Here is a 13,452-nt window from a genome sequence, read left to right on the forward strand (position 1 = left end):
TTCAGTTCTTTATAAATGGCAGTTTAGTTACCGTAGCCGGTATTTCCTTACCTCTGATCAAAAAATTGACCTTCGTTCCTTCGGAGGCATAGTTTATGTCGATATATCCGAGCGCAATAGCTTTTTCAATAATCGGACTCACTGTGCCGCTTGTTATTTTACCGATGATATTTCCGTCGGCTGTAACTTCGTAACCGTGACGCGGGAAAGCTTTTTCATGCGATACCATCGGCGCCAATTTCCTTTTCAAACCGTTTTCTTTTATTCGAAGAAGCGCTTCTTTGCCGATGAAATAGTTCTTCTTTAATTTGACCACCCAGCCGAGGCTTGCTTCCAGCGGGTTTGTGGATTTGTCGATATCGTTGCCATAAAGACAATACCCCATTTCAAGACGGAGAGTGTCTCTCGCGCCGAGCCCGACCGGTTTAATATCGAATTCTTTTCCGGCTTCGAAAATCGAGTTCCATATTTTGATAGCCGTGTCTTCGTCGCCCTTGAAATAGATTTCATAGCCCAATTCGCCCGTATAGCCGGTTCTCGAAATCAGGGCGTCGATCCCGGCAATTTTGGCGTAGAAAAAGCGATAATATTCGAGGTTTAATTCGCGGTCGCAAATTTTTTGAAGAACCGCATTTGAATTTGGTCCCTGAACCGCCAGAAGAGAATATTCGTCGCTCTCGTCCTTAATTTCGACATCGTATTTATTGTTCTTCAAGAGCCAATCGTAATCTTTATCTTTATTTGCCGCATTTACTACAAACATATATTCGTTTTGATTAATGCGGTAAACAAGCAAGTCGTCCACAATACCGCCGTCTTCGTAACACAACAGCGAATATTGAACGCGTCCGTCGGTGAGAACAGAAGCGTCGTTTGTAGTAACATATTGAACGAAATCAAGAGCCTTTTCGCCCTTAATTATAATCTCCCCCATATGCGAAACGTCAAAAACACCAACGCTGCTCCTAACGGCTTTATGCTCCTCAATAATAGAAGTATATTGAATTGGCATTTTAAAGCCGGCAAAGTCGACGATTTTAGCGTTCAGCTTTTGATGAACGGAATAGAATTTTGTGGTTTTCATAAGTTATTTATTCTCGAGTTTTTTCCAGTCGCTTAAAAATTTTTCCAGACCGATATCGGTGAGAGGATGTTTGAATAATTTTTCGATTACGTCGAAAGGAATAGTAGCCACGTCGGCGCCCATCATAGCGGCTTCCACTACGTGGAGTGGATGGCGTATGCTCGCCACGAGCACCTGAGTTTCGAAATCGTAATTTCTGTAGATCTGCACTATCTGTTCAATCAAATCCATGCCTACGTGACTAATGTCGTCGAGTCTTCCGACAAAAGGGCTAATATACGTAGCGCCGGCTTTTGCCGCCAGGAGAGCCTGAGTAGGCGAAAAGCAGAGCGTGACGTTTGTTTTGATGCCTTCGGAAGAAAGAGTTTTGACGGCTTTGATTCCTTCTTTGATAAGCGGAATTTTAACCACTATATTTTTATGAATTTTTGCGAGTTCGCGGGCTTCTTTAAGTATTCCTTCATAATCGGTAGAAACCACCTCGGCGCTGACGGGTCCGTCTACAATTTGAACGATTTCATTGAGCAATTCGATGAAGTCTCTTCCTTCTTTTGCTACCAACGACGGATTAGTAGTAACGCCGTCTAGCAAGCCGTAGGAAGCGGCTTCTTTTATTTGGTCGATATTGGCAGAATCGATAAAGAACTTCATTGCCACCTCTTCTATTTAATGAATAATTTTATTGACGTAAAATTAAGCAAATTCTTCGGTTAAATCCTCACCGGTTTTTTTGGAATAAATTTTGAACATCTGAGGATTCATCTTTTCGTCTTCTTTAATCTTAAGTCTGATAAAATATTTCAACTGAATTTTGGTCAAAGGTGAAATGAAGCCTTCCCGCATTTTCTCGGCCGTAATCGGATGTACCTGCAGAATCAAGGATTTGTTTTTCCCGTCGAGACGATATCGCTGCAGCCATTTTTCGATTTCGTGAATAACGCTCGAAGTTTTTGTCAATAAACCGGTGCCGTTGCAATACGGACACGGTTCGGTCATTGACTGGACAATGTTTTCGCGCACGCGCTGGCGAGTAATCTGCATCAATCCGAACTCGGTCATCGGCAGGAGAGCCGTTTTGGCGCGGTCTTTACGAAACTCTTTTTTCAGCTCGTCATAAATTTTCTTTCTGTTCTTTTCGTCTTCAAGGTCGATGAAATCGACGACAATCAATCCGCCGATATCGCGCAATCTCAGTTGACGCACTATCTCCCTTGCGGCTTCGAGATCGGTTTTAAGCGAATTTAGTTCCTGTTCTTTTTTGGCTGCGTATCTGCCGCTGTTAACGTCGATTACCGTCATCGCTTCGGTGTGTTCGATAACGATATGTCCTCCGCTTGGCAAGGGAATTCTCCTGCCCATCAGCATTTTAATTTGTTCGTCGATTTTAAATGTGGAAAATATCGGCTCTTCGCCTTTATAGAGCTCGATTCTGTCGAGAAGCGAAGGCTGCACAAACTGGACATAGTTTCTAATTTCTTTCCAGAGCTTTTTGGAGTCGACAAATACTTTCGAAACGTCCGCGGTAAAAAGGTCGCGTATAACGCTGATTGTAGTGCTTAAATCTTTATAAAGAAGCGCGGGCGGACTTTGCTTTTTGGCTTCTTCTTCGATATCCCTCCATATTTTGACCAGATATTTCAGGTCGGCTGAAAGAGCTTCCTCTTCCTGGTCTTTTGCAGCCGTTCTGATAATAAGTCCGCAGTTGTCCGGGAGAATACCCCTGGCAATTCGCCTGAGCCGTTTTCTTTCTCTTATATCCGTGATTTTTTTTGAAACGCCGATTTTATCGTCCATCGGCAGAAGAACGCAAAATCTGCCGGGAATTGAAATAGACGACGTTACTCTGACTCCTTTGTCTTTTACGGGTTCTTTCAAAATCTGGACTAAAATTTCCTGTCCTTTATGAAGGCGTACGAATGATTTTTCTTTCTTTTCTGGTTTTGGTTTTTCCTCGCCGTTATCGTTTTCGTCGGCTTCCAATTCGTCGTCGTCTTCAAAAATTCCCTGCAGCGCTTCGGTTCTTTCTCCGATATCCGAGAAATGGAGAAAAGCGTCGTGCTTTAAACCGATATCGATAAATGCCGCGCGAATTCCGGGTAAAACTCTGGCTACCTTACCGAGATAAATATTGCCGACCATTCTTTGTTTTTCCGGATGATCGACAAAAAAATCGACAAGGTTTCCGTCTTCCGTAATCGCCACTCTGTTTTGAGTGGTCGAGGTGCTGATAATAATTTCTTTTTTCATCTATAAAAACTCTGTTTGTTATTACATTAAAGCTTCGAATTCATCTGTTTCGAGCCAATATAAAACTTTTTTTCTGAATCGATAATCGATTTCAGCGTTTGTAAAATTTTCTGTTTTCATTTTTTTTACTAAAAATACGTGCTCGTCTACAATATCGTATAAGTCCGTATAATTTAGCAAACTAAATACTTTTTTGAGTATTGAATCCAATTCCGGGTAAAATCTGAAATACCAAAGTAACTGTTTCTTCCCTTTGTCCAGAGCTTTATCGGGACCGTATTCATTTTCGAGCAATTTCAAATGTTTCTTCAATACTTTGGCAGCCGTATCAATTTCGGGATGTCCCGGATCGAATCCTTCGGCGGAGAGTTTGTTATATCTCTCGAAGATAAACGGATTGCCGAGGGCTCCCCGGGCAATCATTGCCGAATAACAGCCTGTTGTATCGATCATTTTCTTAGTATCTTGCGGAGTAAACAAAGAGCCGTTTCCTATTACTTTCAAATTTGTGGATTCCTTAATTTTCCGGATCCAATCCCAATTGACTTCCGAATCGTACCTCTGTTTTTTCGTTCTGGCATGAACGGTAATAAACGAAGCGCCGTTGTTTTCGACTGCCCTTACAATATCGAGGATATCGATATTCTTGTCGTCATAACCGAGCCGGATTTTAACCGAGACCGGTATGCCGTTCGAATTTTTAGCCATCGAATCGACAATTTTACCGATTCTTTTCGGGTCGTTCAGAAGCGCCGCGCCCATATTGCAGGAAGTGACTTTATCCACAGGGCAGCCGCAGTTGAGGTCGATTAAATCGGGTTTGTAACGAGTTATTTCTTTTACGGCTTCGCCGATAATCGAAGGGTCGTTGCCCAATATTTGAACGCCAATCGGTTTTTCAGCCCTGTCGAAAACAAGATATCTCAAAGTATTAAAGTCGCCTTCTACAACGCCCAGAGCGCTGACCATTTGAGTAAACACCAAACCGGCGCCGCGCTCTCTGGCAATTCTTCTGAACGGCGAGTCGGTAATCTCTGCCATTGGAGCCAAAAACAGTCGATTTTCCAGTTCGAGATTACCGATTCCCATTTAATCACTCTTCCTTTATTTAAAAAAACAACGCCGGTTTTTCACCGGCGCAATATTATTCTTCGGAGGCTTCCGGTGTTTCTGAAGCTTCTTCTTCTTTTTCTTTTAACAATACTTTTCTGGAAAGCGAATATTTGTTTCCTTCGATACTCAGGAGTTTTACCCGAACAATATCGCCTTCCTTTAATACGTCGCTTACTTTGTTGATTCTCTTATTATCGATTTGAGAAATGTGCAATAATCCCTGAACGCCGGGCAATATTTCAACAAACGCTCCAAAGTCGGCAAGGCGAACAACTTTACCGTCGTAATTCTTGCCTACTTCAGGGTCGGCTGTAAGCCATTTAATATATTCACGCGCTTCTTTTGCCAGCTTCGAATCGTTACCGGATATATTTACCGTTCCGTCTTCGTCGATGGCAATTTCCACGTTGTAGTCTTTCTGTATTTTCTGAATTACCTTTCCTCCTGGTCCTATAACCGAGCCGATTTTATCTGTCGGAATTTTGGTAGTAAGCAGAGTCGGCGCATACTGCGATATATTCGGACGCGGTTCGGAAATAACTTCGTTCATTTTTTCGAGAATATGCATTCTTCCGTCTTTAGCCTGGGCAAGAGCTTTTTCCATAATTTCATACGAGATGCCCTGGATTTTGATATCCATCTGGAAAGCCGTAATGCCGTCTTTGGTTCCGGCAACTTTGAAATCCATATCTCCGAGGTGGTCTTCGTTGCCCAGAATATCGGAAAGAATTGCGTAACTGTCGCCTTCTTTGATGAGTCCCATAGCAATTCCAGCCACAGCTTTTTTTATCGGAACGCCGCCGTCCATCAACGCAAGCGAACCTGCGCACACGGTAGCCATCGAAGAAGACCCGTTCGATTCCAATATATCGGAATTAAGTCTGATCATATACGGAAATTGCTCTTCGGGCGGAACCATGTTTTTCAGAGCTCTTTCCGCCAGGTTTCCGTGGCCTACTTCGCGTCTGCCAACGCCTGAATATCTGCCAACTTCGCCGACGCTGAACGGCGGAAAGTTGTAGTGAAGGATAAAGCGTTTCCTGAATTCAGTCATCAATCCGTCGATGATTTGCTCGTCCTGTTTGGTTCCGAGCGTCAATGTCGTTAAACTCTGTGTTTCGCCGCGTGTAAAAAGAGCCGACCCGTGAGGGCGTGGCAGAAGTCCGACCTCGATTGATATCGGGCGTATCTCTGTTGTTTTTCTGCCGTCGAGTCGTAAGCCTTCGCTCAGAATTCTCTGGCGCATCAATTCTTTTTCCATATCGTGCAGGATAGTTTTAATTGTTTTCTCCTGCTCGGGGTATTTTTCGCTAAGCTGTTCAATGACTTCTTCTTCGAGTTCCTTATTCTTTTGCGAACGTTCCTCTTTGGCAAGAACCGAGGCGACAATAGTTTTCATTTTGTCGTACGCCAGACGATTTACCTCGTCAACCAGATTCTGATCCAGTTCAACCGGAGGCACTTCCATTTTCGGTTTTCCGCAAAGCTCGCGGAGTTCATTTTGAACCGCGACAATTTTCTTTATTTCCTGATGGGCGAATTTCAATGCGTTGAGCATATCTTCTTCGCTTACTTCCTTAGCTTCGCCTTCAACCATCATAATCGACGATTCCGTGCCGGCAACAACAAGCTCGATATCGCTCTCTTCAATTTCCTGCAGAGAGGGATTAATTACGAACTGGCCGTTAACTCTTCCGACTCTCACTTCTCCGATCGGTTCGAGGAACGGAATATCCGAAATTACCAGAGCGGCAGACGCTCCGCAGGCAGCAATTACGTCGGGGTCGTTTTCATTGTCGAACGAATAAACGAATGCGGCTACTTGCGTGTCGTTGTAATAATTATCCGGGAAAAGAGGTCTAATTGGTCGATCGATTAATCGAGCGCTGAGCACTTCTTTGTCGCTGGGACGACCTTCGCGTTTAATAAAGCCTCCCGGTATTTTGCCCGCAGCGAACGATTTTTCTCGATATTCAACGCTCAATGGGAAAAAATCGACGTCGTCGCGTAAATCGCCCGCTACCGCAGTTACGAGCACCATCGTATCGCCATAACTAACCATAACCGCGCCGTTCGACTGCTTGGCTAATTTCCCGGTTTCGAATTTTAATTTATGCCTGCCTATTTGTACTTCTTTTGTAAAAACCATTTTTGTTTTCCTACTTTCTAATGTTTAACTCTTTAATTATAGCGCGATATCTTTCAATATCTTTCTTCATTAAATAATCGAGCAATCTTCTTCTTTTACCGACTATCTGCATCAGACCTCTTCGCGAGGCATGATCCTTTTTATGCTGGTCGAAGTGCGCCGTAAGATTGTTGATTCTTTCTGTCAAGATAGCAATTTGAACTTCCGTTCTGCCGCTGTCTTTTTCGTTTGCGCCGTATTTTTTGATTAACTCCTGTTTTCTTTCGTTTGAAATTGACATCTTGTTACTCCTTTATTTGTTTTACAATGTAATTCCAGTCGCAACCGGAATTAATTAGTTGTTTTCTATAAAATAAATAAATTATAAGGTTTAATTTATCGATTTATCCTCAAATTTGCTCAAAATTTCGAGAGCGGATTTTTTGTCGGACTCTATTTGTTCGATCAATTTATCGACGCTGTCGAATTTAATTTCTTTTCTGATTCTTTTAATCACTTCGACTTTCAGGCGTTCGCCGTAGATATTTTTTTCGTATTTGCCGAAGTCTCTGTTCATCAAATGCACTTCAATAGTAATTTCCGGTTTATTTTCAAAAGTTGGTCTTAAACCAATATTCATTACACCGGTCAAAGAATCGCCGTTAATTAAGCACTTAACGGCATAGACGCCGTTTGCCGGAAGGGCTTTAATAATGTTGTCGAGCTTAATATTTGCCGTGGGGAATCCGAGAGTTCTTCCCCTTTGCGCGCCTTTAACAACAATTCCTTCGAAAGAATAATTCCGTCCCAAAAATAAATTCGCTTTATCTACGTCGCCTTCCGCAAGGGCATTTCTGATTTTTGTGCTGCTTACGATTTCGCCGTTGCATCTTTCGGCTTCGACTGCGGTTACTTCAAAACCGTACTGATTTCCGAGTTGCTTCAGCTTTTCTGCGTCGCCCATACGATCCCTGCCGAATTTATGGTCGTGTCCCACCACGATATGCGACAGGTTCAGACGTTCGACCAATATTTCTCTTATAAATTCTTCCGAAGTCATCTCGGAAAATTCCCTGCTGAATTTCTGAATTACCAGATTATCGAGTTTAGTTTTGCTGAGGATTTCAATCTTCTCGTTTAGCGTCGTCAGCAGCTTAATCTCATAATCTTTTGAAATAACGAGTCGCGGATGCGGTTCGAAAGTAAAAAGGACAGACTCGCAGCCGCACTCTTCCGATATCTCGAATAATCGGGACAAAATTTTAAGATGCCCCAGATGAAGACCGTCGAAGCTGCCTACGGTAACAACGGTTTTTCTATTTTTCTCAAATGAGAATGAATCTTTATATATGTTCATTATCAGCTAAATTCGTTACAAAATTTTCGAACTCTTCGATGGCGAAAGCGTCATCGACCGAATAAGGACCGATAGCCGTTCTTCTCAAAGATTTAAGATAAGCGCCGCATCCTAACTTTTGTCCGAAATCGTGAGCTATAACCCGGATATACGTTCCGGGAGTAACTTCAATTTCAAAATGAATATCCGGCAAATCGATTTTTTTGATATCGAATCTGAAAACTTCTATCTCCCTTTCCTTGCGTTCGACTTCCACGCCTTTGCGAGCGTACTTGTACAACGCTCGTCCGTTTTTTTTAACCGCCGAATACATCGGCGGCAGCTGGAAAGATGTTCCTATAAAACCCTCGGCGGTTTTATAAACCGCTTTCTCGTCAATTCCCGCAATCTCATTTACCGAGTCGAAATCCGTTTCGAGGTCGTATGAAGGAGTAGTTTTGCCGAGAGATATAATTCCGGTATAAACTTTATTCAAATTAGAGAACTCGGAAATTTTTTTCGTAAAGCGTCCCGTACAAATTATCAACAGTCCGGTAGCCAGAGGATCGAGAGTGCCTGCATGACCGACTTTTTTGACATTGACTGCTTTGCGAACCCGATGAACCATGTCGAAAGAAGTTCTGCGCACCGGTTTGTCTATCAAAACCGCTTCGCCGTTCGGAAAATCCGGCGTAATATCATTAATCATTTTCCTTGTTATCACTCTCATGAATCTTCTTAAATATCGTCTCTATTTTTTCTACGTAATCGAGCGTATCGTCGATAAAGAATTCAAGCTCCGGCACAAAACGAATTCTGATTCTGCCTGCTAACTGCGTGCGAATCCAGCCTTTCAATTCGTTCACCTTGACAAGCACTTCTTCCCGTTTTTCTTTTTCGTAAACCGACAAATAGACCTTGGATAATTTCAGGTCGGGACTCAATTTCACGTTTGTGATTGTAATCAGGCTGAGACTCGGGTCCTGAATCTTGTGCAAAAAGATAAGACTCAGTTCCTCTTTGATCATGCTTGCGACTTTATCGATCCTGACAGAGTTCATATCAACTCAGAGTTTTCTTGGTTTCAACTATTTTATAAACCTCAATAACGTCGCCAACTTTAATATCGTTGAAGTTGGCGATATTGAGTCCGCATTCGAATCCTTTTTCAACTTCCCTTACGTCGTCTTTGAAACGCTTGAGCGATTCGAGCTGACCTTCGTAGATAACAATGCCGTCTCTGAAAAGTCTTACTTTGCCGTTCCTCGTAATTTTACCGTCGGTTACGTAACAACCGGCAACGGTTCCGACTTTCGGAACTTTGAAGACCTGGCGTACTTCAGCCGCGCCGACAAGTTCTTCCGAGACAACCGGCGAGAGAAGTCCTTCGAGAGCCGATTTGACTGCGTTGATTGCGTCGTAAATGATATTATAAAGTCGTATATCGACTTTTTCGGTTTCAGCCAATTTACGGGCATTGCTGTGAGGACGCACGTGGAAACCGATGATTATGGCGCCCGAAGCCGCCGCCAGCAGTACGTCTCCTTCGGAGATTGCTCCGACTCCCTTGTGGATAACCCTGACAGAGACTTCGTCGTTAGAGAGTTTCATAAGAGCGTCGGAAAGAGCTTCGACCGAACCGTCCACGTCGCCCTTAACTATAATTGGCAATTCTTTTATTCCGCCCGACGATATCTGATTTGCAATTTCTTCGAGGGTCATGTGGCGCACCTGACGGTGTTCCTGTTCGCGTTTAATCTGCATTCTCTTAATGCTGATTTCACGCGCTTCTCTTTCGGATTCGACGACTGCAAAAGTATCGCCCGCCTGAGGAGTCGATTCGAAACCGAGAACAAGAACCGGCGTTGACGGAGGAGCTTCTTTAACTTTGTTTCCTCTTTCGTCGAACATAGCGCGTACTCTTCCGTAAGCCGTGCCCGCCACAAACGGATCGCTTATTCTTAACGTGCCTTTTTGAACAAGAATTGTTGCGGTAATTCCTCGTCCTTTATCGAGCTGCGATTCGATAACCGCGCCGCGTGCCGGTCTGTCGGGATTTGCTTTCAAATCGAGCATTTCAGCTTCGAGCAATATTTTTTCGAGCAGAATGTCGACGTTTTTGCCGGTCTTAGCAGAGAGTTCCACACACTGATATTTACCGCCCCAATCTTCGACAAGGACGTTTCTTTCAGCCAGTTGCTGTTTTATTTTTTCCGTATTTGCATTCGGTTTGTCAATCTTATTGATTGCAACAATAATCGAAACGTTGGCTGCAAGGGCGTGATTGATAGCTTCGACCGTCTGAGGCATAACCGCGTCGTCGGCTGCCACAACCAGAACAACGATATCCGTAATTTGAGCGCCTCTTGCGCGCATTGCAGTAAAGGCTTCGTGACCGGGAGTATCGAGAAATGTAATTTCTTTACCGTCTTCCAGAGCCACTTTGTAGGCGCCGATATGCTGGGTGATACCGCCCGCTTCGCCTGCCACTACATTTGTTCTTCTGATAAAATCGAGCAACGATGTTTTACCGTGATCCACATGTCCCATAATAGTAACGACAGGAGGACGCGGTTTTAATGATTCCGCCGGATCATCCGCTTCTTCGATTAAATCGCTCAGATATTCCTCTTCAAGTTCCACTTCGAATCCGAAATCCGAGGCAATCAATTCTATCGTCTCGAAATCGAGTCGTTGATTAATCGAGACCATAAGACCGAGTCCGATGCATTTTTGAATCACTTCGTTAACCGAAACGCCCATTAAATTTGCCAGTTCGCCGACGGCAATATATTCGGCGACTTTAAGCTTTTTCTGTTCGAGCTGTTTCTGTTCAATAATTTTTTCGAGTTGTTCCTGCTTTTCTTTCTTTTTCTTTTTTCTGAGCGAAGCGCGTTCCGACACGGACGAATCATCCATACTCATCATAGTTCGTTTAATCGCTTCTTCCACTTCCTTTTTGTCAACCTGAAGCTTTTTGAGTTTACGTTTTTTCTTCGAAACAACTTCTTCCGCTTTGTCTTCTTTTCCTTTACCCTTGGCTTTTAATTTTTTCTTCTTTTTCTTTTTAACGGGCTCGGCGGTTGTTTCTTCAACCGGTTTAGGTTTTTTGTCCTCAAGAACGACATGGGGTTCCGTCTGTTTATCGGCTTCGGCTTTTTCTTCTTTTTTCTTTTTCTTATCCTTTTCGAGTTCTATCTTACCGACAATCTTTAAGCCTTTTTTCCTGTTTTCGAGTTCCCGTTCAGCCGGAGTTTTAAATTTATCGCTTTCGGTTTGAATCTCTTCTTCCGCTGGAGTCTCGACTTTTTCCGCCTGAGCTTCAGTTTTTTCCGCTTCGGCTACTTCTTCGCTTTGAGGTTCCGGAACTTCAACCGTATCGGCTTCGATTTTTTCTTCTTTTTCTTCTTTTGCCTGCGTTTCGATAACCTGCGGCTCTTCTTTTACTCCGGATTCCGTTTTTTCTTCCGGTTTGGGTTCTTCTATGCCTCTTTTTTTCTGAAATTCGGATATCTTTTTATAATGCTGCTCGGCTTTTTCGATATCTTTTTTGAAATGTTCGCGTACGTCGCTCTCCATTTCGTCGCTCAGAATCGACATATGGTTTTTTACTTCGTAGCCTTTCTTCTGAAGAAATTCGATTATCTGGTCAGTTGGCAGATTATATTCAGAAGCGAACTTGTAAATTCTTAATTTTTTCTTTTTTACTTCCGGCATTTGAGTACCTAAATTTTTTATTCTTCTTCTTCAAATTGGTTTTCGAGAATTTGAATTATCTCTTTGGCTTTTTCTTCGCCGATTCCTTCGATCTCTTTCAATTTATCGACGCCGGCTTTCAGCACTTCAACGGCGGTTTCGAAACGATTACTGATCAGGATATCGACAATGTCGCTGCCGAGCTCTTCTCTGAGTTCGGGCAGTTCGATATCTTCTTCGTATTCGTCGAGTTGTTTTTCCTGTCGCAGAACTTCGATATCGTAGCCGGTTAATTTCATTGCCAGACGAATATTAACGCCGTTCCTGCCGACAATCAAAGAAATCTGGTCGGTGTCTGCAGTCACTGTGCATTTTTTATTTTCTTCGTCGATTTCGATTTGACGCAATTTAGCGGGAGCTAAGCATCTTTGAATGAATACTACCGGGTCGTCCGAATAATTTATTACGTCGATGTTTTCGTTATTCAATTCGCGCACAATTGCGTGAATGCGAACGCCTTTCATGCCGACACAGGCTCCTACGGCGTCGATACGCGAATCCTGGGATTCGACGGCTACTTTGGCGCGTTCGCCGGGCTCTCTTGCAATTCCTTTGATTTCGATTACGCCGTCGTAAATTTCGGGAATTTCAATTTCGAACAGGCGGCGCAGAAACATATTGTCGGCTCGCGATATAATGATGACCGGACCGTTCTGATTTTTTTTGACTTCTTTAACTACGGCGCGAATAGTTTCGCCTTTTTTATATTTTTCACGAGGAATCTGTTCGCTCCTCGGCAGTATCAATTCGTTCTTATTATGATTAACAAGCACGTCGTTTCTTCTGACCTGATAAATATCGCCTACTACAATCTCTCCGATCATCTCCTTGTATTCGTTATAAACAATATCTTTTTCGATTTCTCTGATTTTCTGATTCAGATTCTGACGAGCTAGATTTATCAATCTTCTGCCGAACTGCGACAGTTCGATTTTTTCGACGTAATCGTCTCCAACTTCGAGTTCTTCTTCGTTTCCGCGAGCATTGACTTCGTCTATACTTATCTCGGTGGACGGGTCTTCGACTTTTTCAACGATTGTACGCTCAAGAAAAATTTCGATATCGCCTTTGTCCATATTTACCACAACGTCGTATCTGGCATCGTTACCGAATTTCTTTTTAACGAGAAGACCGAATATTTCTTCAATAATGCCTGCGAGAACGTCTTTGTCGAGACTTTTTTCCCGCACCATTTGGGCAAACGATTCGACTATTTCTGGGTTCATTTATTATTCCTCCAAATCAAAAGCTAATTAAAACTTTGGCTTTATTAATGTCCTTGAAACTTATTTCATATTCGTCGGGAACTTTGGCTGATTTCGGTTTTACCTCGAAAATAAGTTTGTCGCCGTCAATCCGAATCAACTTACCTTCAATCTTAACTTTTTCGTCCCCTGCCTGATAATGAACTTCAAAATTTCTGTTGATATGCTTGTAATACTGTTCGAGAAATTTAAGCGGACGTTCAATTCCGGGAGAAGAAACATCCAATCGATAATTCGAATCGATCAACTGCTCCGATTCGATTCTGTCTTTGATTAACCTGCTTAACTCCGCGCAGACCGAACTTGTAACAGCTTCCTTTCCGTCGATAAAAACTTCGATAATCCTTTGTTTCTTATCTCCTCTCAGTATAAATTCTATAAGGAAAAAACCTTTTTGAGAGACAATACTTTCGATGTTTTGTTTTAATATTTCTTTTTCCATATCACACAAATAAAAATCGCCCACTAAGGGGCGAATAAGACTACGCAAATCTATAAATATTTGGCGCAATAAGCAAATTTC

General features: G+C 42.8%; 12 protein-coding genes. All 12 read right to left on the minus strand.

What is annotated here, in order from left to right:
- Position 1 precedes the first annotated feature (1 nt).
- Complete coding sequence (gene gcvT, locus ACSSWA_RS14225) at positions 2 to 1,084, minus strand: glycine cleavage system aminomethyltransferase GcvT (protein ID WP_437357217.1); 1,083 nt, start codon at positions 1,082 to 1,084, stop codon at positions 2 to 4.
- Positions 1,085 to 1,087: 3 nt separating this feature from the next.
- Positions 1,088 to 1,735, minus strand: a complete 648-nt coding sequence (gene fsa, locus ACSSWA_RS14230; protein ID WP_437357218.1) for a fructose-6-phosphate aldolase — start codon at positions 1,733 to 1,735, stop codon at positions 1,088 to 1,090.
- A gap of 42 nt (positions 1,736 to 1,777) precedes the next feature.
- Entirely contained in the window at positions 1,778 to 3,331 is a 1,554-nt protein-coding gene (locus tag ACSSWA_RS14235) for an Rne/Rng family ribonuclease (RefSeq protein ID WP_437357219.1), read from the minus strand.
- 21 nt (positions 3,332 to 3,352) lie between these two features.
- Positions 3,353 to 4,420, minus strand: coding sequence for a tRNA dihydrouridine synthase DusB (dusB, locus tag ACSSWA_RS14240; RefSeq protein WP_437357220.1), 1,068 nt, complete (start codon positions 4,418 to 4,420; stop codon positions 3,353 to 3,355).
- 55 nt (positions 4,421 to 4,475) lie between these two features.
- Positions 4,476 to 6,593: a polyribonucleotide nucleotidyltransferase gene (gene pnp / locus ACSSWA_RS14245; protein ID WP_437357221.1), complete on the minus strand. Its 2,118-nt coding sequence runs from the start codon at positions 6,591 to 6,593 to the stop codon at positions 4,476 to 4,478.
- Positions 6,594 to 6,603: 10 nt separating this feature from the next.
- Positions 6,604 to 6,873 (minus strand): 30S ribosomal protein S15, encoded by a 270-nt coding sequence (gene rpsO / locus ACSSWA_RS14250; protein ID WP_437357222.1) that lies wholly within the window; start codon positions 6,871 to 6,873, stop codon positions 6,604 to 6,606.
- 90 nt (positions 6,874 to 6,963) lie between these two features.
- On the minus strand, positions 6,964 to 7,929 hold the full coding sequence (locus ACSSWA_RS14255) for a bifunctional riboflavin kinase/FAD synthetase (protein WP_437357223.1): 966 nt from the start codon (positions 7,927 to 7,929) through the stop codon (positions 6,964 to 6,966).
- Positions 7,916 to 8,617: a tRNA pseudouridine(55) synthase TruB gene (gene truB, locus ACSSWA_RS14260; protein ID WP_437357224.1), complete on the minus strand. Its 702-nt coding sequence runs from the start codon at positions 8,615 to 8,617 to the stop codon at positions 7,916 to 7,918. Before truB ends, ACSSWA_RS14255 begins: the two co-directional genes overlap by 14 nt.
- Positions 8,610 to 8,969, minus strand: coding sequence for a 30S ribosome-binding factor RbfA (gene rbfA, locus ACSSWA_RS14265; RefSeq protein ID WP_437357225.1), 360 nt, complete (start codon positions 8,967 to 8,969; stop codon positions 8,610 to 8,612). Before rbfA ends, truB begins: the two co-directional genes overlap by 8 nt.
- Before the next feature lies 1 nt (position 8,970).
- The gene (gene infB / locus ACSSWA_RS14270) at positions 8,971 to 11,625 is read right to left on the minus strand and encodes a translation initiation factor IF-2 (protein ID WP_437357226.1); all 2,655 of its coding nucleotides are present in this window, start codon (positions 11,623 to 11,625) and stop codon (positions 8,971 to 8,973) included.
- 17 nt (positions 11,626 to 11,642) lie between these two features.
- Complete coding sequence (gene nusA, locus ACSSWA_RS14275; RefSeq protein WP_437357227.1) at positions 11,643 to 12,890, minus strand: transcription termination factor NusA; 1,248 nt, start codon at positions 12,888 to 12,890, stop codon at positions 11,643 to 11,645.
- A 16-nt stretch (positions 12,891 to 12,906) separates the two neighbouring features.
- Positions 12,907 to 13,452: ribosome maturation factor RimP (rimP, locus tag ACSSWA_RS14280; RefSeq protein WP_437357228.1), on the minus strand; the 546-nt coding region annotated here is incomplete at its 5' end.

Origin of the sequence: Melioribacter sp. Ez-97, from assembly GCF_051488665.1 — a bacterium.
GTDB lineage: Bacteria > Bacteroidota > Ignavibacteria > Ignavibacteriales > Melioribacteraceae > Melioribacter.

Coding starts and splice junctions, on each gene's coding strand:
- gcvT (WP_437357217.1), bottom strand. CDS start 1,084: ATGAAAACCACAAAATTCTATTCCGTTCATCAAAAGCTGAACGCTAAA.
- fsa (WP_437357218.1), bottom strand. CDS start 1,735: ATGAAGTTCTTTATCGATTCTGCCAATATCGACCAAATAAAAGAAGCC.
- rbfA (WP_437357225.1), bottom strand. CDS start 8,969: ATGAACTCTGTCAGGATCGATAAAGTCGCAAGCATGATCAAAGAGGAA.
- pnp (WP_437357221.1), bottom strand. CDS start 6,593: ATGGTTTTTACAAAAGAAGTACAAATAGGCAGGCATAAATTAAAATTC.
- rpsO (WP_437357222.1), bottom strand. CDS start 6,873: ATGTCAATTTCAAACGAAAGAAAACAGGAGTTAATCAAAAAATACGGC.
- infB (WP_437357226.1), bottom strand. CDS start 11,625: ATGCCGGAAGTAAAAAAGAAAAAATTAAGAATTTACAAGTTCGCTTCT.
- ACSSWA_RS14255 (WP_437357223.1), bottom strand. CDS start 7,929: ATGAACATATATAAAGATTCATTCTCATTTGAGAAAAATAGAAAAACC.
- ACSSWA_RS14235 (WP_437357219.1), bottom strand. CDS start 3,331: ATGAAAAAAGAAATTATTATCAGCACCTCGACCACTCAAAACAGAGTG.
- dusB (WP_437357220.1), bottom strand. CDS start 4,420: ATGGGAATCGGTAATCTCGAACTGGAAAATCGACTGTTTTTGGCTCCA.
- truB (WP_437357224.1), bottom strand. CDS start 8,617: ATGATTAATGATATTACGCCGGATTTTCCGAACGGCGAAGCGGTTTTG.
- nusA (WP_437357227.1), bottom strand. CDS start 12,890: ATGAACCCAGAAATAGTCGAATCGTTTGCCCAAATGGTGCGGGAAAAA.